Annotated in this window: 22 protein-coding genes; 11 read left to right on the forward strand and 11 right to left on the reverse strand. The window is 72.0% G+C overall.

The window, feature by feature from the left end:
- Positions 1 to 58 precede the first annotated feature (58 nt).
- Complete coding sequence (locus ABEA93_RS27540; RefSeq protein WP_345678497.1) at positions 59 to 1,108, forward strand: serine/threonine-protein kinase; 1,050 nt, start codon at positions 59 to 61, stop codon at positions 1,106 to 1,108.
- A gap of 88 nt (positions 1,109 to 1,196) precedes the next feature.
- Here ABEA93_RS27540 and ABEA93_RS27545 read toward each other — a convergent pair whose 3' ends face one another.
- On the reverse strand, positions 1,197 to 2,117 hold the full coding sequence (locus ABEA93_RS27545) for a hypothetical protein (RefSeq protein ID WP_345678498.1): 921 nt from the start codon (positions 2,115 to 2,117) through the stop codon (positions 1,197 to 1,199).
- Positions 2,118 to 2,268: 151 nt separating this feature from the next.
- Positions 2,269 to 3,894, reverse strand: a complete 1,626-nt coding sequence (locus ABEA93_RS27550) for a FadD3 family acyl-CoA ligase (protein ID WP_345678499.1) — start codon at positions 3,892 to 3,894, stop codon at positions 2,269 to 2,271.
- 187 nt (positions 3,895 to 4,081) lie between these two features.
- Here ABEA93_RS27550 and ABEA93_RS27555 point away from each other — a divergent pair, with 187 nt between their 5' ends.
- Together ABEA93_RS27555 and ABEA93_RS27560 are read left to right on the forward strand one after the other, a co-directional pair.
- The gene (locus tag ABEA93_RS27555) at positions 4,082 to 4,858 is read left to right on the forward strand and encodes an enoyl-CoA hydratase/isomerase family protein (protein ID WP_345678500.1); all 777 of its coding nucleotides are present in this window, start codon (positions 4,082 to 4,084) and stop codon (positions 4,856 to 4,858) included.
- A gap of 139 nt (positions 4,859 to 4,997) precedes the next feature.
- Positions 4,998 to 5,174, forward strand: coding sequence for a hypothetical protein (locus ABEA93_RS27560; RefSeq protein ID WP_345678501.1), 177 nt, complete (start codon positions 4,998 to 5,000; stop codon positions 5,172 to 5,174).
- Positions 5,175 to 5,244: 70 nt separating this feature from the next.
- On the opposite strand, the gene ABEA93_RS27565 is transcribed toward ABEA93_RS27560, so the two are convergent.
- Positions 5,245 to 5,973 (reverse strand): TetR/AcrR family transcriptional regulator C-terminal domain-containing protein, encoded by a 729-nt coding sequence (locus tag ABEA93_RS27565; RefSeq protein WP_345678502.1) that lies wholly within the window; start codon positions 5,971 to 5,973, stop codon positions 5,245 to 5,247.
- A 129-nt stretch (positions 5,974 to 6,102) separates the two neighbouring features.
- On the opposite strand from ABEA93_RS27565, the gene ABEA93_RS27570 reads away from it, so the two are divergent.
- Positions 6,103 to 7,635, forward strand: coding sequence for an MFS transporter (locus ABEA93_RS27570; RefSeq protein ID WP_345678503.1), 1,533 nt, complete (start codon positions 6,103 to 6,105; stop codon positions 7,633 to 7,635).
- A 96-nt stretch (positions 7,636 to 7,731) separates the two neighbouring features.
- Here ABEA93_RS27570 and ABEA93_RS27575 read toward each other — a convergent pair whose 3' ends face one another.
- Together ABEA93_RS27575 and ABEA93_RS27580 are read right to left on the reverse strand one after the other, a co-directional pair.
- Positions 7,732 to 8,775, reverse strand: coding sequence for an acyl-CoA dehydrogenase family protein (locus ABEA93_RS27575; protein ID WP_345678504.1), 1,044 nt, complete (start codon positions 8,773 to 8,775; stop codon positions 7,732 to 7,734).
- 33 nt (positions 8,776 to 8,808) lie between these two features.
- The gene (locus tag ABEA93_RS27580) at positions 8,809 to 9,975 is read right to left on the reverse strand and encodes an acyl-CoA dehydrogenase family protein (RefSeq protein ID WP_345678505.1); all 1,167 of its coding nucleotides are present in this window, start codon (positions 9,973 to 9,975) and stop codon (positions 8,809 to 8,811) included.
- A 173-nt stretch (positions 9,976 to 10,148) separates the two neighbouring features.
- On the opposite strand from ABEA93_RS27580, the gene ABEA93_RS27585 reads away from it, so the two are divergent.
- From ABEA93_RS27585 to ABEA93_RS27605, 5 genes are all read left to right on the forward strand, one after another.
- Complete coding sequence (locus tag ABEA93_RS27585; RefSeq protein ID WP_345678506.1) at positions 10,149 to 11,312, forward strand: acetyl-CoA C-acetyltransferase; 1,164 nt, start codon at positions 10,149 to 10,151, stop codon at positions 11,310 to 11,312.
- Between the two features lie 256 nt (positions 11,313 to 11,568).
- A complete protein-coding gene (locus tag ABEA93_RS27590; protein WP_345678507.1) occupies positions 11,569 to 12,036 on the forward strand; it encodes a roadblock/LC7 domain-containing protein in 468 nt (155 codons plus the stop codon).
- Positions 12,037 to 12,086: 50 nt separating this feature from the next.
- The gene (locus ABEA93_RS27595) at positions 12,087 to 12,773 is read left to right on the forward strand and encodes a transcriptional regulator (RefSeq protein ID WP_345678584.1); all 687 of its coding nucleotides are present in this window, start codon (positions 12,087 to 12,089) and stop codon (positions 12,771 to 12,773) included.
- Positions 12,774 to 12,879: 106 nt separating this feature from the next.
- On the forward strand, positions 12,880 to 13,356 hold the full coding sequence (locus ABEA93_RS27600; RefSeq protein WP_425585121.1) for a roadblock/LC7 domain-containing protein: 477 nt from the start codon (positions 12,880 to 12,882) through the stop codon (positions 13,354 to 13,356).
- Between the two features lie 128 nt (positions 13,357 to 13,484).
- Positions 13,485 to 13,856 (forward strand): hypothetical protein, encoded by a 372-nt coding sequence (locus tag ABEA93_RS27605; RefSeq protein WP_425585128.1) that lies wholly within the window; start codon positions 13,485 to 13,487, stop codon positions 13,854 to 13,856.
- Between the two features lie 139 nt (positions 13,857 to 13,995).
- On the opposite strand, the gene ABEA93_RS27610 is transcribed toward ABEA93_RS27605, so the two are convergent.
- Positions 13,996 to 14,757 (reverse strand): SDR family oxidoreductase, encoded by a 762-nt coding sequence (locus tag ABEA93_RS27610; RefSeq protein WP_345678510.1) that lies wholly within the window; start codon positions 14,755 to 14,757, stop codon positions 13,996 to 13,998.
- Positions 14,758 to 14,808: 51 nt separating this feature from the next.
- Positions 14,809 to 16,239 carry an MFS transporter gene (locus ABEA93_RS27615; RefSeq protein WP_345678511.1) on the reverse strand — a complete coding sequence of 477 codons (1,431 nt, stop codon included), beginning with the start codon at positions 16,237 to 16,239 and terminating at the stop codon, positions 14,809 to 14,811.
- Positions 16,240 to 16,390: 151 nt separating this feature from the next.
- Between ABEA93_RS27615 and ABEA93_RS27620 the strand changes: the two genes are divergently transcribed.
- Positions 16,391 to 17,224 carry a helix-turn-helix domain-containing protein gene (locus ABEA93_RS27620; RefSeq protein WP_345678512.1) on the forward strand — a complete coding sequence of 278 codons (834 nt, stop codon included), beginning with the start codon at positions 16,391 to 16,393 and terminating at the stop codon, positions 17,222 to 17,224.
- Between the two features lie 125 nt (positions 17,225 to 17,349).
- Positions 17,350 to 17,967 (forward strand): HhH-GPD-type base excision DNA repair protein, encoded by a 618-nt coding sequence (locus ABEA93_RS27625; protein ID WP_345678513.1) that lies wholly within the window; start codon positions 17,350 to 17,352, stop codon positions 17,965 to 17,967.
- A gap of 74 nt (positions 17,968 to 18,041) precedes the next feature.
- Here ABEA93_RS27625 and ABEA93_RS27630 read toward each other — a convergent pair whose 3' ends face one another.
- The 4 genes from ABEA93_RS27630 to ABEA93_RS27645 are packed head-to-tail and all read right to left on the reverse strand — an operon-like array spanning position 18,042 to position 21,541.
- Positions 18,042 to 19,115 (reverse strand): NAD(P)H-dependent flavin oxidoreductase, encoded by a 1,074-nt coding sequence (locus ABEA93_RS27630; protein WP_345678514.1) that lies wholly within the window; start codon positions 19,113 to 19,115, stop codon positions 18,042 to 18,044.
- A complete protein-coding gene (locus ABEA93_RS27635; protein WP_345678515.1) occupies positions 19,112 to 19,891 on the reverse strand; it encodes a CoA-transferase subunit beta in 780 nt (259 codons plus the stop codon). The genes ABEA93_RS27630 and ABEA93_RS27635 overlap by 4 nt, the downstream gene beginning before the upstream one ends.
- A complete protein-coding gene (locus ABEA93_RS27640; RefSeq protein ID WP_345678516.1) occupies positions 19,888 to 20,760 on the reverse strand; it encodes a CoA transferase subunit A in 873 nt (290 codons plus the stop codon). Before ABEA93_RS27640 ends, ABEA93_RS27635 begins: the two co-directional genes overlap by 4 nt.
- A 22-nt stretch (positions 20,761 to 20,782) precedes the next feature.
- Positions 20,783 to 21,541, reverse strand: a complete 759-nt coding sequence (locus ABEA93_RS27645) for an enoyl-CoA hydratase family protein (RefSeq protein WP_345678517.1) — start codon at positions 21,539 to 21,541, stop codon at positions 20,783 to 20,785.
- Positions 21,542 to 21,682: the final 141 nt, after the last annotated feature.

Here is a 21,682-nt window from a genome sequence, read left to right on the forward strand (position 1 = left end):
CGTGTTCCCGACGCGCGACTAGGCTTTTCGTCCTCGTCAGGACGGCAGCGGAGCGCCTGTGGACACGACGCAGCCCCCTCCCGGCGCACCGCCGCTCCCGGACCGCTACACGGTCGTCGGCCATCTGGCGCGCGGCGGTACGGCGGACCTGTGGCGGGCGCACGACGCGGACCTCGGCCGCGAGGTCGTGGTGAAGGTGCCCACCTCGCACGAGCCCGCCGACCGAGCGGCGCTCGCGCACGAAGCGCGCATGACCCGCAAGGCGCGCGGCGACGGTGTGCCGGTCGTCCACGACATCGATGTCCAGGGGCCGGTCCCCTACCTCGCCATGGAACGCATCGCGGGCGAGAACCTGCGTGCGGCGAGGGACGAGCAGACCGCGGAACCACCGGACCGTGCGGCCGTGTTCGCCATTGGCATCGCCAAGGCGCTGCAGAACGTGCACTTCGCCGACGTCGTCCACCGCGACCTCAAGCCGGAGAACCTCGTCGTGCGGCCGGACGGCCGCATCGGCATCCTCGACTTCGGCAACGCGGTGATCCTGGGAACACCCCGGGAACGGGACGGGGACCGGTTCGCCACAGGGACCCCCGGCTATACCGCGCCCGAGCGCCTCATCCCCGGCAACAGCGCGGGGACGTTCCAATCGGACCTCTACGTACTTGGCGTCATCATGCGCGACATGCTCACCGGCGAGCACGCCTTTCCTCCCACGGAGAGCCGGCGTGCCACCGTGATCCGGCAAATCGACGGCGATGTACGCCCCTTGGCCGAGGTCCGCCCCGATCTGCCCCGGCCGCTGACCACGTTGGTGGACCAGCTGATGAGCGTCAATCCGCGCGAACGCCCGCTGCACGCGGGCGAAGTCGTATCGCGGCTGGAGGGCATGCTCCCCGATCTGCGCCGCGCGGCCGAACGCGAGGCGACGAGGGCGCGGGCGTCGAGACTCGCCGTGCAGGGCTTCGCCCGCCTGGGCCGTCCGCCCGCCGTCCGGCAGGACGGGACGCCGCCGGGCCCCCGCACCCACGAGCCCACGCCCGAACACGACCGCGCGCCGCCGCCGACGCGCGGAGCGGTGCGGGAGCCGCGGGACCACGGCTTCGGGTGACCCGGCCACGGCGGGCTCCCGGACGAGCACCGAGCCCGTCACTCCTTTCGCCGCGGTGTGCTTGGCGGACGGCCGAGCGGCGGCGCGGTCAGCTGTAGGCACGCAGGATCAGCAGGGCCTCCACGGTCACGATCGGACGGGCTTCCACGCGGATGGTCGGGGACCACTGGGCCCAGCGGATCGGCCAGCCGCCGTCGTCCTCCTGCTCGGCGGCGAGGGCGGTGAGGCTCGCCGCCATTTCCTCCTCGGTGAACCAGCGGCGGGCGAGGCTTTCGGGGCGCGTGGCGTAGTCGTGGGGGTAGTGGTACTCGGCGGGGGCGTAGCCGGGCGGGATCACGGTGTCTTCGGGGTGGGCCGGGTCGAGGGGGACGAGGCGCCGCTCCCGCACGAGCTTCCCGAGGCGGGCCGCCTCGGCCTCGGCCCACGCGCGGCGGCCGGGGGCGCCGGCGGCGACGCCGTCGAGGTAGGCGACCGCGGAGTGGACCTCGTAGGGGTGCGTCTCCCCCGTCAGCGCCTCGACCGCGGACCGGCAGAACGCGTCCGCACCGGCGACCCACGGGTGGTCGAGCCCGGCGGCGAGCATCGGCCCGACGATCCAGCCGGTCGGCAGCAGTCCCCCGGCCGGGGCGTCCGGGATCTGCACCCACGGCGGGCGCGGGTACGGCCGCAGACTCGGCAGCGCCGCCGGCACCCCGCCGTCGGCCGCGGAGACCCCGGCCAGCCAGTCGCACAGCGCCGTGCCCGGCGGTCCGGCGAGCGCACCCGTCTCCGCGAGGATCGGCACCGCCGTGCGCAGCGTGGCGGGCTGCGGCGCCGGCCCCCGGACGTCGGGCTCCAGCCCGTACGCGTACCCACCTTCGTCGGCCCGGTAGCCCGCCAGCACCGCCAGCACGCCCTCGGGCCCGCCTTCGCCCCGGAAATGCCAGGCGTACCGCCGCTGCTCCAGCACCCGCCCGCTCGTCCACAGAAACCGCTCGGCCTTGGCCCGCATGTCGTCGTTCAGCTCCATACCCCGACGCTAGGCGCCGCCCGCCCTCCGGGTATTGAACGAATCGGACGCGTCGCCGCCGGATACGGGCCGACCGTGGGCATCGTGCCCCGAAAGCCGTGCGGCCCGCCTCCCGATACCTCGGGAGACGGGCCGCACACGCGAGCCGGGTCTACTGCTGCGCGGCGAATTCCTCCGCCGCCTGGGCGCGCAGTTCGAACTTCATGACCTTGCCCGTGGGGTTGCGCGGGAGCTCGGTGACGATTTCGACGTAGCGCGGGACCTTGTAGTTCGCCATCTCCTTGCGGCAAAAGTCGACGATTTCGTCCGGGGTCACGGACGCGCCGGCGCGGAGGATCAGGTAGGCCTTGCCGACCTCGCCCATGCGGGCGTCGGGGACGCCGATGACGGCGGCCTCGGACACCGCGGGGTGTCCGGCCAGGGTGGACTCGATCTCCGCCGGGTAGGCGTTGAAGCCGCCGACGATGTACATGTCCTTGATGCGGTCGGTGATCCGCAGGTTGCCCTGCTCGTCGAGGACGCCGACGTCGCCGGTGTGCAGCCAGCCGTCCGCGTCGACCGCCTTCGCGGTCTCCTCGGGGTCCTCGAAGTAGCCCTTCATGACGTTGTAGCCGCGCACCAGGACCTCGCCCGGCTCGCCCGGCGCGGTCGGCTTGCCGGACTCGTCGGCGGTGATCAGTTCGACGCCGTCGATGGCGCGGCCGGACGTCGCGGCGATGATCTCCACCGGGTCGCCCTGGCGGCACATCGTGGCGGTGCCGCACGACTCGGTCAGGCCGTACGCGGTCAGCACCGTGCCGAAGCCCAGGTCCGAGCTCATGCGCTTGACCAGCGAGATCGGCACCGACGCGGCGCCGGTCACGGCCAGCCGCAGCGACGACAGGTCGTACTTGCCGCGCTGTCCGGAGTCCAGGAGCGAGGTGTAGATGGTCGGCGCGCCCGGCAGCACGGAGACCTTCTCGGTCTGGATCAGCGTGCAGGTGGCGTCCACGTCGAAGACGGCCTGCGGGATCATCGTGGCGCCCTTGATGAGGCTCGCGAGGATGCCCGACTTGTAGCCGAAGGTGTGGAAGAACGGGTTGACGATCAGGTAGCGGTCGCCCTCCGCGAGGCCGACGGTGCTCGCCCACGTCTCGAAGACCCGCAGCGACTGGGCGTGCGTGGTCATGACGCCCTTGGGGCGGCCGGTGGTGCCCGAGGTGAAGATGATGTCGCCGATGTCCTCGGGGGTGATCGAGGCGGCCCGGGCGGCGGTGTCCGCGGCCGGGACGTCGGCACCGGACGCCAGGAAGTCCGGCCACGCCACGCAGGTCTCGGGCGCGCTGTCGGCGAGCACGACGGCGGTGGTCAGGTCCGGCAGCGCGGCGAACGGCTGTCCGGGACGGCCCTCGCCGGCCGACGAGCGCAGCATGGCGACGTACGACGCGCCGAGGAAGGTCCCGGAGACGAACAGCAGCTTGGCGCGGGTCTTCTCCAGCACGTACTGCGCCTCGGCGCCCTTGTACCGGGTGTTCATCGGGACGATGGTCGCGCCGGCGGCCAGCGCGCCCAGCCCGGCGACGATCCAGTCCTTCGAGTTGGGGGCCCACACCGCGACCCGGTCGCCGCGCTCGACGCCCGCGGCGACGACCGACGCCGCCGCCGCACGCACGCGGTCGCGCAGCTCGGCGAAGGTGATGCGCGCGGCTCCGTCGACGACGGCCTCGCGGTCGCCGAACCGCTCCGCCGCGCTGTCCACGAGAGCGGGGATGGTGCCCCACTCCAGATCACCCTGCATGATCGCTCCTGAGAGGTCCGATGACGAGGTACGACAGAGCCCGTCGGTGCCGTTGCTAATCTGACCTGACGGTACGTCAGATCAGGGCGGCGAGGGAAGCTGCCGACCGGGAGATCGCGACCACGCCCGCAGGACACCGCACCAAAGACCGCTTACCCGAGGGCCGCAGCAACGGAGGTTGGGCACCATGCGCAAGTTCGAGACGCTCGGATACGAACAGGCCGACGGCGTCGCCTGGGTGACCCTCAATCGGCCCGACCGGCACAACGCCGTCGACATCGTGATGATCGAGGAGCTGCACGGTCTGTGGCGTGAGCTGCGGCACGACGACGACGTGCGTGTGATCGTCCTCACCGGCTCCGGCGACAAAGCGTTCTGCACCGGTATCGACCGCTCGGTGGACATCCCCCAGCCGTCGTCGCCGTTCATGATGGACGACCCGATGCTGAAGATCGGCCCGAAGTTCTCCGACCTGTGGAAGCCGGTCATCGTCGCGGTCAACGGCATGGCCTGCGGCGGCGCGTTCTACCTGCTCGGCGAGTGCGAGTTCATCATCGCGAGCGAGAACGCCACCTTCTTCGACCCGCACACCACCTACGGCATGGTGTCCGGTTTCGAGTCGATGCACCTCGCGCAGCGCATGCCGCTCGGCGAGGTCATGCGGCTCACGCTGCTCGGCAACGCGGAGCGGATGAGCGCGCAACGCGCCTACGAGACCGGCCTGGTCTCCCAGGTCGTCCCGGCGGACGAGCTGCACGAGACGGCGAAGTGGGCGGCCGAGACTATCGCGTCCTACCCGCCGCACGGCGTCGAGGGCTCGGTGCGGTCGATCTGGGCCGCGCGCGACATGACCCGCACGCAGGCGCTCACCATGGCCCCGTCGATGATCACCCTCGGCAACCTGCCGTGGTCCGAGCAGGCGGGCCTGTTCCAGCAGCGCAGCAAGGACTACCGGGTGCGCTGAACCGCGCCACGACGACACGCGGCGGGGGTGGGGCTAGCCCCACCCCGATCGGGGCGGTTCCACCATGTCGGCGGACCGCCCCGCGGCGGTTGACTCGGAGTGTGGACAGGAACGCATTCCCCGCACCGGGAGCCGCCTCGTGAGCGCATTCGTCGGAGTCGCCCAATCCGTCGGCCTGTGGCCCGTCCTGATCGTGCTCGCCGGGGCCTGGGCACTCGAAATGTGGGCCTCGGGCCGGCTGCGGCAGGCCGCCCGGCGCCGCGCGGCCGTGGGCGGCCGCGCGCATCCCGCGCGCCACCGGGCCCGCGCGCACTAGGCAGCGTGCGCCGAGGCGGCGGCAAGCCCGCGCACGGGCGGGTCGCACCCGCCGAGCCCGCCCCCGGCGGTCAGGCGGGCAGCCGCAGCGCCAAGCCGTCGAGGACGACCGCGAGGGCGTTTGCGAACTTCTCCTCCCGCTGCGTGGCCGGGTCCGCCGCCAGGTCCCGCGTCCGTTCGTACGCCTCCGCCAGCACCCGGTGCCCCGCCGCCGCCTCCCGCGCGGCCGGCATCAGGCGCGCGATGAAGTCGGCCTCCGGCTCCCCCGAACGCGCCACCGTGGCCAGCCACGCCGTCTCGGTGGTGGCCATGCCCACCACATACGCCAGCACCGCATCCGTCGCGATGGCCGGGTCCGCGAAGCCCGCGTCGGCGAACAGCTCCGCAAGGCCCGCCATGTAGGCCATGAGGTTCGGGCCCAGGTAGGCCAGCCCCATCTGGCCGAGCACCGACATCGTCCACGGATGCCGCAGCAGCCAGCCGCGGAACGCGTGCGCGGCCTCCTCCGCGGCGCCCCGCCAGTTCGCGTCCCCGCGCGGAATCGGCAGCTCCGCGACGATCGCGTCCACCGCCAGCTCCATCAGTTCGTCCTTCGTCGCCACGTGCCGGTAGAGCGACGTGGCGCCCGCGTTCAGCCGGGCGCCGAGCTTGCGCATGCTGAGCGCCTCGATCCCGTCCGCGTCGAGCATCGCGATCGCCTCACGGACGATCGACTCCCGGTTCAGCGCGGGCTGTTCGGCATCGGACCGCGACCGGGCCCAGACGGACGGAAGCGGCTTCTGCGTGCTGCCGGCGGCCATGACACTCCTTCACATGCGTACACCGTTCGCATCCAGCGTACAGGGGAGACTTCTTGCGCACACTGTTCCGCGCTGCGTACAGTGTGCGCAACGCCGGAACAGTGTGCGCACCCGACCAGGGAGACCCCGATGGAAGCCCGCAACCCCCGCCGCTGGTGGATCCTGATCGTGCTGTGCCTCAGCACCATGGTCCTGGTGGTCGACAGCATGGCGCTGACCGTCGCGGTCCCCGCGATGACCGAGGACCTCGGGGCGAGCGCGCAGCAGACCCAGTGGATCCTCGACTCCTACGTGCTGGTCTTCGCCGGCCTGCTGCTGACCTCGGGAAGCCTGGGCGACCGGTTCGGACGGCGCCGGGTGATGCTCATCGGGCTGGTGCTGTTCGGGGTGGCGTCACTGGCCGCGCTGTTCGCCGCGAACCCGGGCGAAGTGATCGCGGTCCGGGTCGCGATGGGCGTCGGCGGCGCGCTGATCATGCCGTCCACCCTGTCGATCCTCATCACCGTGTTCGACGAGGACGAGCGCCCGAAGGCGATGGCCGCGTGGAGTTCGGTGTCGATGCTCGGCCTGGTCGGCAGCCCGGTGCTCGGCGGCGTGCTCATCGACCACTTCTCGTGGCACGCGATCTTCCTGGTGAACGTCCCCGTCGTGGTGCTGGCCGTCGCCGCCGGGCTCGCGCTCATGCCGGAGTCCCGGGGCCCGTGGCAGAAGCCGGACCCGCTGGGCGCGGTGCTGTCCGCGGTGGGCATGACCGCCCTGGTCGGGTGGATCATCGAGATCCCGCAGCGGGGCGCGTTCGGCGGCACTTCGCTGCCGATCCTGGCCGCCGCGGTCGTCGGCTTGGCCGGGTTCGTGGTGTGGGAGCGCCGGACCGCGTCGCCGATGGTGCCGCTGGCGCTGTTCAAGCACCGCAACTTCAGCGGCGGTTCGCTGTCCCTGACGCTCGTGCAGATCGGCAACGGCGGACTGCTGCTGGTCCTCACCCAGTACCTGCAGTTCGTGCTGGGCTACTCGCCCGTCAAGGCCGGCATGGCCTTCCTGCCGCTCGCCGTCACCGCGCTGGCAGGCAACGTGGCCGGTGCCGGACTCGCGGCGCGGATCGGCAACCGGGTGCTGGTGCTGGTCGGCATGCTGGTGATGGCGGCCTCGTTCGCCCTGCTCTCCACCGTGGGCGCGGACGGCGGCTTCGCGGTCCCGGCGGTCGCCCTCGGCCTCCTCGGTCTGGGCGCGGGCCTCGCGATGCCCGCGGCCATCGGCGCGCTGATGGGCACCATCCCGGCGGAGAAGGCCGGGGTCGGCTCGGCGCTGAACGACACCATCCAGCAGGCGGGCACCGCGCTCGGCATCGCGATCCTCGGCTCGATGCTGGCCGGCGGCTACAAGAACCACATGCCCTCCGACGCGCCCGCCGGGGCCAAGCACTCGATCGGCGAAGCGCTGGCGGCGGCGAACGGCGACCAAGGCCTGGTCCACGCCGCCCGCGAAGCGTTCACCACCGCGATGTCGACCACGTTCCTCGTCTCGGCGATCGGCGTGGTCGCCGCGGCACTCCTCGCGGCGGTCGTGATGCAGGACGGGAAGTCCGAGACGGCGAAGGCCGGTTCGCCGGAACCCGCGGACGCCGAGCGGACCGGCACCGAGGCTCGGGCCAACGTGGGCTGACGTCGGGGGCAAGCACACGACCGGCGCGGAAAGGCCGGTGTCCGCAAGGACACCGGCCTTTCGCGTCGCACAACAGCGGCAGCGACCGCGCCGCCGTCAGAACGTCGGCGTCAGCTGCGCCGGAGCCCCGCCCAGCAGGTCCGCGGCCACCCGGTCGCGGTGGTGGCCCGCGTCGCCCCACGCCGCGCCGAGCGCCCACGCGCGCTTCATGAACAGCTGGAGGTCGTGCTCCTCGGTGTAGCCGATCGCGCCGTGCACCTGGAGCGCGTTGCGGGCGGCCAGGTCCGCGGCCTCGCCCGCGTAGATCTTGGCCATCGACACGTCGCGCGCCGCCGACGGCAGGTCGCGGGCGAGCGAGTACGCCGCGCGCATCACGACCGGGCGGGCGAACTCCAGCTTGATCAGCACGTTCGCGAGGTGGTGCTGCACCGACTGGTGGGTGCCGATGAGCACACCGCGCTGCACGCGCTGCTTGGCGTAGTCCACCGCCATGTCCAGCATGCGCTTGGTGAGGCCGAGCAGCAGCGCCGCCGCGCCGAGCGCGCCGCGGTCGGCAGCCCGGGCGAGGGCCTTCGCGGCCGCGTCGCCGGACGCCACGAGGGTCTCCGGCGAAGCCGCGAACTCGACCTTGTAGAGCTTGCGGCTGCGGTCGACCGAGCGCTGCGCGGTGAGCGTGCAGTCGGCCGGGTTCAGCACGTGGATCTCGCTGACCCCGTTGTCCGTGGTGCCGACGACCAGCACATCGGCCTGCGCGGCCTCGATCGCGAACGGCTGCCCGGGCAGCAGCACCGCCGCCGTGGCCTCGCCGGAGGCGATGCGCTCCAGCCGGCCCGCGCCGGGGGCGAACTCGGCCAGCAGCCCCGCGGCCACCGCGGATTCCAGCAGCGGCTCGGGCAGCGCGGCGTAGCCGGCCGACTCCAGGACCGCGGCGAATTCCTCGTCGGTCAGGCCGAGGCCGTCCTGCTCCTCGGGCACCACCAGGCCGGTGACGCCGATCTTGGCCAGCTCGGTCCAGCGCCCGGTGATCGCGGTGTCCGCGGCCCACGCTTCGCGGAGCTTGTCCGTGGTGCAGGCGCCTTCCAGGAAGTCGCGCACCGTCTCGCGGAACAGCTGCTGGTCTTCGGTGTATGCCAGACGCATCGTCAGTTTCCTTTGCTCGCTAGGCCCGTGCGCTCACTTGGCCCGGGGCAGGCCGAGGATGCGTTCCGCGATGGTGTTGCGCTGGATCTCGTTGGTGCCCGCGTAGATCGGGCCGCCGAGCGCGAAGAGGAAGCCGTCGAGCCAGCGTGCGCCGTCGACCGCGTCCGGGGAGCCCTCGTCGAGTTCGCCGTAGCCGCCGAGGAGCTTGAGCGCGGTGGCGTGCAGCTCGACGTCCATCTGCGACCAGAAGACCTTGTTGATCGACGAGTCGGCGCCGATCTGGCCGCCGTCCAGCAGCTTGGTGACGGTGCCGAAGGTGAACAGGCGGTACGCCTCGGCGTCCATCCACGCCTGCACCGCGGCGTCGCGCAGCACCTGGTCGCCGTTGCCGCGCTCCTGGTACAGCGCGAGCAGCCGGTCGGCCGGGGCCAGGAAGCGGCCCGGGCTGCGCAGGTTGAGGCCGCGCTCGCTGCCGGTGGTGGCGATCATGATCTTCCAGCCCTCGCCGGGGCCGCCGAGCACGTCGGCGTCGGGCACGAAGACGTCGTCGAGGAACACCTCGGCGAAGCCGGGCTCGCCGTCGAGCTGCGGGATCGGGCGGACGGTGACGCCCGCGCTGGCCAGGTCGACCATGAAGTACGTCAGGCCGTGGTGGCGCTTGGACTCCGGGTCGGTGCGGAAGAGGCCGAAGAGGCGGTGCCCGTAGGTGCCGCGCGAGCTCCAGATCTTCTGGCCGTTGAGCACCCAGCCGCCGCGCTCGTCGTCGCGGTCCGCGCGCGAGCGCACGTTGGCCAGGTCGGAGCCCGCCTCGGGCTCGGACCAGCCCTGCACCCAGATCTCCTCGCCGGAGGCCATCTTGGGGAGGTAGCGGTCCTGCTGTTCCTGGGAGCCGAACTCGAATACCGTCGGGGCGAAGAGGAAGATGCCGTTCTGGCTCACCCGGCCGGGCGCGCCCGCGCGGTAGTACTCCTCTTCGAAGATCAGCCACTCGGTCAGGCCGGCCTCGCGGCCGCCGTACGCCTTCGGCCAGGACACGACCGCCCAGCGGGCGTCGAAGAGCTTCTTCTCCCACTCCTGGTGGAGCCGGAAGCCTTCCTCGGTGTCCATCGACGGCAGAGGCGTCGCCGGAACATTGGCCTCCAGCCAGGAGCGGACCTCCTGCCGGAACTCCTGCTCCTTCGGTGAGAACTCCAGATCCACCGGGACACTCCTCACACTGCGCGCGTCTTGGGCGATGCGGCGGGCACGGTTAGCATAACTGACGGACCGTCAGGTTAGCGGTTCACGCCCAGACCGCAAGATCGCGCAGGTCACACCCGATACCGGGGGTGACCTGCACCTCAAGATCACACGGATCACGCAGGGGAGAGCACATGCCCGAGGCATACATCGTCGAGGCGGTCCGCACGCCCGTGGGCCGCAAGAAGGGGTCGCTGGCGAGCGTGCACGCCGCCGACCTGGGCGCGCACGCGCTGAAGGCGGTCGTGGAGCGCAGCGGCATCGACCCGGACGTGGTCGAGGACGTGATGTTCGGCTGCGTCGACGCGATCGGCCCGCAGGCCGGCAACATCGCGCGCACGGCGTGGCTCGCCGCGGGCTACTCCGAGGCCGTCCCGGGCGTGACGATCGACCGCCAGTGCGGCTCGTCCCAGCAGGCCATCCACTTCGCCGCGCAGGCGGTCATGTCGGGCACGAACGACGTGGTCATCGCGGGCGGCGTGCAGAACATGAACCAGATCCCGATCTCCGCGGCCATGACCTCGGCCAAGCAGTTCGGCTTCGAGGACCCGTTCTCCGGCTCGCACGGCTGGGTCGCCCGCTACGGCGACGAGCCGGTCGACCAGTTCTACGGCGCCGAGCTGATCGCCAAGCGCTGGGGCCTCACCCGCTTGGAGATGGAGGAGTTCGCCCTCGCATCGCACGAGCGCGCCCTGCACGCGATCGACAACGGGTACTTCACCAAGGAGATCGCCCCGATCGAGGTCGACGGCACGGTCGTCGACACCGACGAGCCGCCGCGCCGCGGCACGACGCTGGAGAAGATGGCCGGCCTCCAGGTGCTCATGGCGGACGGCACGATGACCGCCGCCGTCGCGTCGCAGATCTCCGACGCGTCGGCCGCGCTGCTCATCGTCTCCGAGCGCGCGCTGCAGCAGTACGGCCTCACCCCGCGGGCCCGCATCCACCACCTGAGCGTGCGCGGCGCCTCCCCGATCGAGATGCTGTCCGCGCCGATCCCGGCGACCCAGTACGCGCTGGAGAAGACCGGCCTGACCATCGACGACATCGACACCGTCGAGATCAACGAGGCCTTCGCGCCGGTCGTCCTGTCCTGGATGAAGGACATCAAGGCCGACCACGCCAAGGTCAACCCGGACGGCGGCGCCATCGCCCTCGGCCACCCGCTGGGCGCCACCGGCGCGCGCCTGATGACCACGATGCTGCACCGCCTGGAGCGCACCGGCGGCCGCTACGGCCTCCAGACCATGTGCGAGGGCGGCGGCCTGGCGAACGTGACCATCATCGAACGCCTCTGACCCACCCGCCGGGCTCTCCCCCGGCACAGCGCTCCCCCTGAGGGCGGTCGGCACCACGTCGACCGCCTTCACGGCGTTTACGGGACGAACAGCCCGGAGGGGTCGGCGGCTTGGGGGCCGGGACGGGCGGCCCGGCGGCGGGCATCTTATACCCACCCCCCACCCCCTCCGCTGGAAAACCCCGAATTTCACTCCTTCGCGGCATCGCCCTGCGTAGCTTCTCGGTCACTGTTGCCGCGCAGGAAGGGGAGCCGGCGTGCCCGGGATCGACGAATGCCTGGACGAGGTCATGGCCTTGCCGGGGGCCAGGGGAGCCGCGGTGGTCGAGTGGATCAGCGGGCTCGCCCTGGGCGCGGTCGGCGCCTCACCCAACGACGACCACGAGGTCACCGCCGCGGAGACCGCCGAAATCGCCCGACTCGCCTCCGAATACGCCGCCTTCGCCCACGACCCGGCGTCCCCCGCCGCGCCGTTCTCGCCGTATGCCGACTTCGCCGACGACGCCCCGCTCCCACCCGGCGCGGACGGCGACACCGTCCGGATCGGCACCCCCGTCGAGGACATCATCGTCACCACCCGCACCGGCCACCACCTGCTGCACTTCGTCGACACCCCCTTCGACAGCGGCGTCTTCCTGCACCTCTGGCTCGACCGGGCGGACGGCAACCTCGCCCTCGCCCGCCTACGGCTGCGCGACTTGGCCGAGCGGCTGGCGCTGCGGTGACCGCCATCGCCCCGGAAGCCGCGCCACCCGCCCGCACCGCGGTCCCCGGCATGCCCGAGGACGGGGTCGCCGACGCCCTTCTGCGCCTCTCCGCCGCGCGGGCCGGCGGCGCGCTGTTCGGCGCCCACGGCACCGTTTACCTGCGCGACGGGGCCGTGGTGCACGCGGAGAGCCCGGATGCCCCGTCGCTCGACGTGCTGCTCGACGGCACCGCACACGTCGCCCCCGGGGTCCTGGAGATCTGCCGGCTCGAAGCGCTGTTCGACGCGGCGTTCTTCGTCCTCGGCCCGGACTCCGGCCCCGCCCGCTTCCGTCCCGGCGCCGCCCACCGGTCCGGCCCCGGACACCCGGTCGCCGCCGCCACGGTCGCCCGCGAGTCGCACCGCCGCCGGGCGATGCTCGACCGGGTCTACCCCAACCCCCGGCTGGACGGCGCACCCGTCCGGCGCCACGCGCGCCCCGCGGCCCGGGTCACCCGCCGCCAGCGCGCCGTCCTGCGGCTCGCGGACGGCGTGCGCACCCCAAGCGCGATCGCGCTGGCGCTGGGCTGCCCCGCGTTCCACGTGCTCGTCGAGGTCCGCCGCTTGGCGGCCGCCGGGCTCGTCGACGTCCGTCCCCCGGACCCCGATCCGGAGCCGCTCGCACCGCCCCCGTGGCTCACCGCCGCGGCGGCGCCCACCGCACCGCCCGACGTGGCCCTGCTGATCCGGCTCCGCGACGCCCTGGCGGCCTGGTGAGCGCGCCGCACCGCGGGCCCCGCGAATTTCGCGGGCCCCAGGCCCCGGCGATCCGGTCATGAAGCGCGCGCTCTGGCAGCGCGCCGGAAAAAGGAAAGGACGAACTGTGCCCGCGGCGGACGCCGAAGTCCTCGACGAGCTGCGCCGGTTGCGCACTCGGCTGCCCCAGGTCACCGGTGCCCTCGCGGCCGCCGCGGACGGCCTCGTCATCGCGCAGGACGCGGACGGCACGGAGGCCGACGCGGTCGCCGCACTGACCGCCGCCTCACTCGCCGTCGCGGTGCGGATGGCCGCCGCGACCGGCCGCGGCGAGTTCCGCGAACTGCTGGTGCGCGGCGTGGACGGCTACGTGGCGACCTACGCCGCCGGCCCGCTCGCCGTGCTGACGGTGCTCGCCGAACCGCGCGTCAACGTCGGCCGCCTGCACCTGGAATCCCGCCAGTCCGGCGCCCGGATCGCCGAACTCGTCGGACGGCACTACGCCCGCGACCCGGCGGAACACGGCACCGACGACCCCATGCCGCGCCGCATCCCGCGGTCACTCCCGCCCCCGACCGGCGAACGGCCCGGAGGCCGCTCCTGATGGCCGCACGACGGTCGGCACCGAACCGATCACCTTCACCTGCACAGTCACGTTCGCAGTCACGTTCGCAGTCACCTTCGCAGTCACCTTCGCAGTCACCGAGGAAAGGAAAACCCGCCATGGCCGGCATGAACACCGAGACCGCGCTCAAGGAAGCCATGACCACGATCGAGGGCACGATCGGCGTCGCCCTCGTCGACTACACGAGCGGTATGGCGCTGGGCACGCTCGGCGGCGGAAAAGACCTCGATCTCACCGTGGCCGCGGCCGGCAATACCGACGTGGTGCGGGCCAAAGTCCGCACCATGGAAATGCTGGGCCTGAAAGACGAGATCGAGGACATCCTCATCACCCTCAGCGGCCAGTACCACTTGATCCGGATGCTCAAGGGCCGCGGAAAGACCGGGCTGTTCCTGTATCTGGCGCTCGACAAGAACCGCGCCAACCTCGCAATGGCCCGGCACCAGCTCAAGCGCGTGGAAGCCGAACTCGAGGTCTGATCCCGCGCGGCCGGCACCGCCGGCCCGGAGACCCGCCCGAAGGCGGCCGGCAGGGGAAACGGCCGCGGGGGGAAGGCCGGGCCGGGTACGGAATCCAACTCCCGTACCCGGCCCGCCTGTTTGCCCGAAGCGGCGGCTTTCAGCGCGCCAAGTGCGCGCCGCCGTCCACCGCGAGCGTCGCGCCGGTGATGTACGACGCGGCGTCCGACGCCAGGAACAGCACCGCGTCGGCCACTTCATGGCGCGTCCCGTGCCGCCCGAGCGGGCTGTGCGTCTTCGTCCCGGTCACCGCGGTGATGCGGCTGTAGCCCTCGGTGCCGGTCATCCCACCCGGCGCGACGACGTTCACGCGCACGCCGTTCTTCCCCCACTCGATCGCGCTCGTTCGGGTGAGCGCGTCCACGGCGGCCTTCGCCGACGCGACGTGGGCCTGCAGCGCCATCCCGGTGTACTGGATGGTCGCGGAGATGTTGACGATCGACCCGCCGTGCGCGCCGAGCCACGCGTCGTAGGCCGCCCGCGACACGTTGAAGGTGCCGAGCAGGTCGATGTCCACCACGGCCTTGAACCCGTTGGGGCTCAGGCCGGTCAGCGGCGCCGGGAAGTTCCCCGCCGCGTTGTTCACCACCACGTCGAGCCGCCCGTACGCCTCCACCGTCTCGGCGACGACGCGCTCCACCTGCGCCATGTCCCGCACGTCGCACACGCCGTAGCGCGCCTCGATGCCCTGCGACACGAGTTCGTCCACCGCGGGACGGAGGTTGTCCTCCTTCCGGCTGCAGATGGCCACCTTGGCACCGTGCCGCCCGAGCGTCCGGGCGATCTCCAGACCGAGCCCGGTGGCTCCGCCGGTGACCAGGGCGACCCGCCCGTCGAGGATGCCGTCGCGAAAGACACTCATCGGCTGCCGCCTCCCGTCGATCTCACCCCATGCTGTCCAATCCGCCCGAGCCTAGGCACGACGCCGTCGAACGGACAGAGGTTCGGGCACATTCTCCGCCGCACCGACCTGCGGTTTCGACCGCCCCGGCAGCGCGAAAGCCGCGACGACCCCCGCCATCGTGCCGACGGCGACAACCGCCATCGCGGTCCGGACGCCGTCCAATGGCACCAGCAGCGCGAGCCCCGCACTGGCGCCGAACTGCAAGGCGGTGGAAGCAAGTCCGGATGCCACGCCCTGCTCGTGCGCGACCACCCCGGTGCCCGCCGCCATCCACATCGTGCTGAACGAGACACCACCGCCGAGCCCGTACGCCACGATCCCGGCGAGCAGCTTCGGATACGTTGCCGAATCCGTCATCGCCCATGCGAACAGCGCGCTGCCGACCGCCGTCACCGCCAGTCCCGACGCGAGCGTTCCCCGCAGGCCCAACCACGGAAGCAAACGCTCCCCCAGCACATTTCCACACGTCAGCGCCAACGTCGGGCCAAGGAAGGCGATGCCGGTCCGCAGCGCCGAGAAACCCATCTCCGCCTGGAAGAACATCGTGAGGAAGTACGGCACGGACTGCGCAGTCGCGCCGAACACCAGGATCACGGCCGCCGACGCGGTGACGTTCCGGTTGCGGAACAGCCGCAGGGGCAGCAGCGGATGCGCGGCCCGCGTCTCGACCGCCGCGAACACGCCCAGGAGCAGCGTCCCGACGAGAGCCGCCCCCACGACCCGGGCACTCGCCCACCCCCACACCGGGCCTTGCGCGAGCGTGCACACCAGCAGCGTCAGCCCCGCCGTACCGGTCAGCGCCCCGGGCACGTCGAAGCCGCCGCCGGACCCGCGTTCCCCGCGCCGGGCGCCGTCCGTCGGCAGCAGCCGGAACGCCGCCGCCCCGCCGATCACCACCAGCGGCACGTTCACGAAGAACACCGCCGACCACCCGAACGCACCCGTCAGAACCCCGCCGCTCAATGCCCCGAGCGACAGGCCCGCGGCGCCGGACACCGCCCACACCGTCATCGCCCGGGTCCGCTGCGGTCCTTCCGCGAACATCGTGCCCACCAACGACAGCGTGGCCGGGAACAGCACCGCGCCCCCGGCACCCTGCACCGCCCGCGCCGCAATGAGCGGCCCCGGCGCGGACGCCAGGCCGCCGAGCAGCGAGCCGAACCCGTACAGGGCCATTCCGGCGACGAACATGCGGCGCCGGCCGAGAAGATCCGCCAGCCGACCGCCGAGCAGCAGCAGGCCGCCGTATGCGACCGCGTAGGAACTCACCACCCACTGCAGCGAATGAGGGGTGAACCCGACGTCGTCGGCGATGTCCGGCAGGGCGACGTACACGATGGTGAAGTCGAGCGCCGTGATCAGCCCGGCGAGCGCGAGCAGCGCGAGACTCCAGGCGGGACGTTGCGGGCGGGCGGCCGCGAGGGCGGAAACGGCAGGCATGGCGGACTCCTGGCCACAAAGAGTGAGGGAACGGGCGGGCGACGGCCCGCACCGGACTCCAGCCTGTCCGCCGGCGCCGGATCCTCCCATGGCCGCGTCGTGCCTACGCACGCCGTGATCAGGAACAGCCGCGTCCGCGTATCGTCCTGGTGTGGACGTCCGCACCGAACTCGGCGACTTCCTGAAGTCGCGCCGCGCCCGGCTCCGCCCGGAGGACGTCGGAATCCGCGACTACGGCGGCTTCCGCCGGGTCGCGGGCCTGCGCCGCGAGGAACTCGCCCGCCTGGCGGGCGTGAGCATCGCCCACTACACGCGCCTCGAACAGGGAAAAGGCGGCAGTGTCTCCCCCGAAGTCCTGAACGCCATCGGCAACGCCCTCCGCCTCGCCCCCGACGAACTCGCCCACCTGCACCGTCTGGCCCACCCGCGGCACCGCACCGGACCCGGACCCGGCCGCCCCGAGGTCCGCCCGGGCCTGCGCCACCTCATCGCCTCCTTCACTCTCACCCCCGCGCTGCTCACGGGCGGCCACACCCAGGTGCTCGCCTGGAATCCGCTCGCCGCCGCGTTGTTCGGCGACTTCGCCGAGGTGCCGGAAGAACAACGCAGCATCACGCACCTGATGTTCGTGATCCCCGGCATGTGCGCGCTGCACGGCGAGCGCTGGGAGCAGGTCGCCCGTGAGCACGTCGGCCACCTCCGCTCCCTCGCCGGCCGTCGCCCGGAGGACACCGGCTTCGCCGAGCACATCGACGAACTGCGCGCCGCCAGCCGTGTCTTCGACCGCATGTGGGTGGAACACCCGGTCGCCCAGGTGCGCAACCGCGTCTACCATCTCGACCACCCCCGCGTCGGCCGCCTGGTCCTGTTCGGCGAGCTCCTCCCCCTCCCCGACGACCCCGATCTGAGCGGCCTCGACCTGTTCGCCGCCAAACTGGGGTCTCCGTCGGAGGCGGCACTGCGCCGCTTGGCGGAGACCGCGTGACCCTGCCGTACCGTCACGACGGCGAACGAGAGTGTGACGTCCGGCAGCCGCGACCCGGCACGCACTTTCCCGCCGCGACCGTGTCCGGGTGCGGGACGGAGGGGCGCGGCGGGAGACTGGTGAGCATGACCACCACGATCCACCTGGCCCAGCAGCCCGAGGCGGACGCGCTGCTCGGGCGCAGTCCGCTTGCCGCGTTGGTGGGGATGCTGCTGGACCAGCAGATCCCCATGGAATGGGCGTTCGCCGGGCCGTACACGATCGCCCAGCGGATGGGATCGGACGATCTCGACGCGCACGTGATCGCCGCGTACGAGCCCGAGGCCTTCGCCGCGATCCTGTCCGACAAGCCCGCGGTGCACCGCTACCCGGGGTCGATGGCCAAGCGGATCCAGCAGCTGTGCCAGTACCTCGTCGAGCACTACGACGGGGACGCCGCGGCCGTGTGGAAGGACGCGAAGACCGGCGCCGAGCTGTTCAAGCGCCTCACCGACCTGCCCGGATACGGCGAGCAGAAGGCCAAGATCTTCACCGCGCTGCTCGGCAAGCAGTACGGCGTGCGGCCCAAGGGCTGGCGCGAGGCCGCCGGAGCGTACGGCGCGGACGGCTCGTGCATGTCGGTCGCCGACATCACCGGCCCCGATTCGCTGCAGAAGGTGCGCGCGCACAAGCAGGAGATGAAGCGCGCGGCCAAGGAAGCCCAAACGGCCAAGACCGCCAAGACCGCCAAGGCGAAGAAGTAGAGCACCCCGCACGCGCGAAGGGCCGGTACGGACATCCGTACCGGCCCTTCGCGGTGGACGGCACCGCAAGCGGTTCAGCCTTCCAGCTCCCGCAGGATCTCGCTCGCCTGCGCGGTGATCCGGTCGATCAGCTCCCGGCAGCTCGGCAGGTCCTCGATGACGCCGACGACCTGGCCGGACGCCATCACGCCGAGGTCCGGACGCCCGTCGACCATCGCCGCCTTGAGCAGCATCGGGGTGTTCGCGGCCATGAGCACCTGCGGCCAGGAGAGCCCCTGGGACTTCTTCATGGCCAGGCCCTCGCGGACCATGTCCTTGACCGGGATCCCGGACAGCTTCTGGAAGCGCAGGCCGTTGGCGATCGCGCGCGGGTAGCGGGCGACGACCGAGCGCTGCTCCAGCTTCTTGACGAAGTCGGTGGCGAGCACGCGGTGCGGCACGCCGTCGACCTCCTTCGACACGACGGTGCCGTTGACGTCGGTCTTGAGGTAGACCTCCTTGACCGCGACCGCCACCGGGCTGTCGCTGGTCAGCAGGAAGCGCGTCCCCATCGCGATCGCGTCGGCGCCGTAGGCGAGCGCGGCGACCAGGCCGCGTCCGTCGAAGAAGCCGCCCGCCGCGATGACCGTCACGTCGGTGCCCTTGAGCACGTCGGTGACCTGCGGCAGCAGCAGCGTGGTCGGGATCGAGCCGGTGTGCCCGCCGCCCTCGCCGCCCTGCACGATCACGCCGTCGACGCCCCACTCGGCGACCTTCTGCGCGTGCCGCTTGGCGCCGATCGACGGGACGACCAGCATGCCCAGGTCGTGCGCGCGCTTGATCAGGTCCTTCTTGGGGGCCTGCGCGAACGACGCGACCTTGATGCCTTCGCGGCCCATCAGCTCGATGCGGTCGGCCGCGTCGGGCGCGTCGGCGCGCAGGTTGACCGCGAACGGCTTGTCCGTGGCCTTCTTCACCGTGGCGATCGCGTTGACCAGCTCGTCGTACGTCATGGTGGCCGACGCGAGGATGCCGAGACCGCCGGCCTCCGCGGTCGCCGCGACCAGCTTGGGGTACGACACGTAGCCCATGCCGGTCTGCACGATCGGGTACTGGACGCCGAACTTCTCGGTGAACCCGTTCTTCAGGGCCGGGTGCAGCGCCGTCATGCCGGGACCTCGCGCAGGCGCATGCCGCGCGGGTCGACGACCTCGCGGATGAGCCGCAGCTCTTCCTCGGTGGGCAGCCGGGTCTCCGGCACGTCCGCCGGGACGACCAGCTCGAAGCCGGTGTTGGCGACGACCTCGTCGACCGTGACGCCCGGGTGCACGGACGCCAGGCGCATGACCGCCGGGGCGCCGTCGACCGACACGAAGTCGAGGACCGCGAGGTTGGTGACGACCCGGCGCACCTCGTGGAAGCGGCCGGCCGCGCCCACCTCGGCGGCGCGGTCGTAGCCGACGCACGAGACCATGTCGACCTTCGCCGTCAGCACGCGCGACGAGTGCTTGGGGATCCAGTAGCTCGTCGTGTGGTTGATGGTGTTGCCGGGGCCGCCGCGCGAGCCGAGGACCTGGCGCTTGGGCTTGGCCCAGTCGCCGATCGCCGAGATGTTCGCGTTGCCGTGCTTGTCGATCTGGACCGGGCCCATCATGACGTGCCGGCGCCCGGAGGCGAGCACGTCGAGGACCTGGCGGTAGGGGATCCAGCCGACGGCCGCGAACTCGTCCGGCTTGGCGCCGAGGCGGTGGGTGCCCTCGAAGAACAGCGACTCGCCGTTCGACAGCACCAGGTCCGGCTCGAAGGTGGCGCGGGCCACGCGGGCGCCGATCGTGGGGATGGTGCCCATCGGCGAGCCGATGATCTCGCCGTCGCCGCGGAAGCAGTCGGCGACCGCGGCCACGCACACGTCGGCGCGGGTGATCTCCGTCAGGGTGTCGGTCACTTGGAGTTCTCCTCACGGAACTTGGCGACCTCGGCCTGGTAGGCGGCCTCGTCGGCGACCTTCAGGAACCGCTGCTCGAACGCGGCCCACGTCTCCGGGTCGCCCGCGGCGGCCGCGTACGCCTTCTGGAACGCCTCGTCGCGGTTGTACTCCGGCGGGCACTCGGTGAAGTGCGCGCCGTTCGGGGTCTCCACTACGCCGTGCGTCATGTAGCGGTGCAGGACGAGCGTGTGGAAGCAGCCGGCTTCCTTGAGCAGGTCCTCGCTGGACACGACGCGCTCCGCCGAGACGTACGCCTTGTCGGCGGCCAGGCAGAACAGGTCGTCCATGAACTGGTCGGGGCCGGTGAGCGCGGCGTTGCCCTTCTCGTCCGCGACGTTGGCGTGCACGAGGGCGACGTCCAGCTTCAGCGCCGGCATGGCGACCAGCTCTTCGCCGTCCCCGTAGGGGGAGGCGACGGTCTTCAGGTGCGGCGACACCTTGAGGATGTCCGAGCCCAGGCCCGCGCGGGTCGGCAGGAACGGCAGGCGCTGCGCGGCCGCGCGCAGGCCGGTGAGGAACATGCCCTCGTCGTACTCGACCGCCTCGACGAGCGCGTTCTCGCGCACGTACCGGAAGTTCGGCTCCAGCGCGATCGAGTCGAGCGACACGAACGCGTACACGAGCTTCTTGGCCTTGCCCGCGCGGGCGAGCAGGCCGACGTCCGGGCCGCCGTACGAGACGACGGTCAGGTCCTTCAGGTCGGACCGCAGGATGGCGCGGACCAGGGCCATCGGCTTGCGCCGGGAGCCCCAGCCGCCGATGCCGACGGTCATGCCGTCTTCGAGTTGGGCGACGACCTCGTCGGGCGTCATGCGCTTGTCAGCCATGGATTCCTCTGCCCTACTTCCGCTACTTGGAGGTGTCCGCGTCGCGGTTCTCGACGAACGCGTCGCGCAGCTCGTCGGACACGCCGGTGAGGTTCAGCTCGAACGTGAAGCCCTGCTCGTAGCGGTAGCTGCGCTTGACGTCGACCGGGTCGATGCCGTTCAGCGAGGCCTTCGCGGCACGGATGACGGTCGGCGACTTCGCGGCGATGCTGCGCGCGACCTCGAACGCGGTGTCCACGAGCTTGTCGCGGTCGACGAGCTTGTAGATCGACCCGTAGGCGTGCAGCTCGGACGCGGGGGCGTTCTCGCTCGTGTAGACCATCTGGCGCATGCGGTGCTGCGGCACCAGGCGGGCCAGGTGGGTGGCCGCGCCGAGCGCGCCGCGGTCCACCTCGGGAAGACCGAAGAAGGCGTCGTGGCTGGCGACGATGATGTCCGCGTTGCCGACCAGGCCGATGCCGCCGCCGACGCAGAAGCCGTGCACCGCGGCGACGACCGGGACCTCGCACTCGTACACCGCGGCGAACGCCTCGTAGCAGCCGCGGTTGGCGCCGACGAGGGCGTCGTAGCCCGTGGTGTTCTGCATCTCCTTGATGTCGACGCCGGCGTTGAAGCCGCGTCCCTCGGCGCGCAGCACGACGACCCGCACCTGCGGGTCGCGGCTCGCGCGGCGCATCGTGTCGGCCAGCTCGAACCAGCCGGCGACGTCGAGGGCGTTCACCGGGGGAGCGTCGAGCACCACCTCGGCGATGCCGTCGCGCACCTCGTAGCGGATAGCCATGGCAATCGGATCCATTCGGCCGCGGCGTCAGTCGGGAGCGGGGCGCCCCGTACCGGCTGCCTGTCCCCGGGCGTCGCTCGGGAGCAGGGCATGATGTCCGGTCTGCTCCGGTCTGCCGGAGAATCCGACGGGCCGAAGTGT

The organism is Yinghuangia aomiensis, from assembly GCF_039542225.1.
GTDB lineage: Bacteria > Actinomycetota > Actinomycetes > Streptomycetales > Streptomycetaceae > Yinghuangia > Yinghuangia aomiensis.

What these genes read in the sequence shown, in the direction of transcription:
- ABEA93_RS27640 (WP_345678516.1), bottom strand. Translation starts at nt 20,760, where the DNA reads ATGGCTGACAAGCGCATGACGCCCGACGAGGTCGTCGCCCAACTCGAA.
- ABEA93_RS27570 (WP_345678503.1), top strand. Translation starts at nt 6,103, where the DNA reads ATGGAAGCCCGCAACCCCCGCCGCTGGTGGATCCTGATCGTGCTGTGC.
- ABEA93_RS27605 (WP_425585128.1), top strand. Translation starts at nt 13,485, where the DNA reads ATGAACACCGAGACCGCGCTCAAGGAAGCCATGACCACGATCGAGGGC.
- ABEA93_RS27615 (WP_345678511.1), bottom strand. Translation starts at nt 16,239, where the DNA reads ATGCCTGCCGTTTCCGCCCTCGCGGCCGCCCGCCCGCAACGTCCCGCC.
- ABEA93_RS27565 (WP_345678502.1), bottom strand. Translation starts at nt 5,973, where the DNA reads ATGGCCGCCGGCAGCACGCAGAAGCCGCTTCCGTCCGTCTGGGCCCGG.
- ABEA93_RS27545 (WP_345678498.1), bottom strand. Translation starts at nt 2,117, where the DNA reads ATGGAGCTGAACGACGACATGCGGGCCAAGGCCGAGCGGTTTCTGTGG.
- ABEA93_RS27585 (WP_345678506.1), top strand. Translation starts at nt 10,149, where the DNA reads ATGCCCGAGGCATACATCGTCGAGGCGGTCCGCACGCCCGTGGGCCGC.
- ABEA93_RS27595 (WP_345678584.1), top strand. Translation starts at nt 12,087, where the DNA reads ATGCCCGAGGACGGGGTCGCCGACGCCCTTCTGCGCCTCTCCGCCGCG.
- ABEA93_RS27555 (WP_345678500.1), top strand. Translation starts at nt 4,082, where the DNA reads ATGCGCAAGTTCGAGACGCTCGGATACGAACAGGCCGACGGCGTCGCC.
- ABEA93_RS27610 (WP_345678510.1), bottom strand. Translation starts at nt 14,757, where the DNA reads ATGAGTGTCTTTCGCGACGGCATCCTCGACGGGCGGGTCGCCCTGGTC.
- ABEA93_RS27550 (WP_345678499.1), bottom strand. Translation starts at nt 3,894, where the DNA reads ATGCAGGGTGATCTGGAGTGGGGCACCATCCCCGCTCTCGTGGACAGC.
- ABEA93_RS27645 (WP_345678517.1), bottom strand. Translation starts at nt 21,541, where the DNA reads ATGGCTATCCGCTACGAGGTGCGCGACGGCATCGCCGAGGTGGTGCTC.
- ABEA93_RS27630 (WP_345678514.1), bottom strand. Translation starts at nt 19,115, where the DNA reads ATGACGGCGCTGCACCCGGCCCTGAAGAACGGGTTCACCGAGAAGTTC.
- ABEA93_RS27625 (WP_345678513.1), top strand. Translation starts at nt 17,350, where the DNA reads ATGACCACCACGATCCACCTGGCCCAGCAGCCCGAGGCGGACGCGCTG.
- ABEA93_RS27575 (WP_345678504.1), bottom strand. Translation starts at nt 8,775, where the DNA reads ATGCGTCTGGCATACACCGAAGACCAGCAGCTGTTCCGCGAGACGGTG.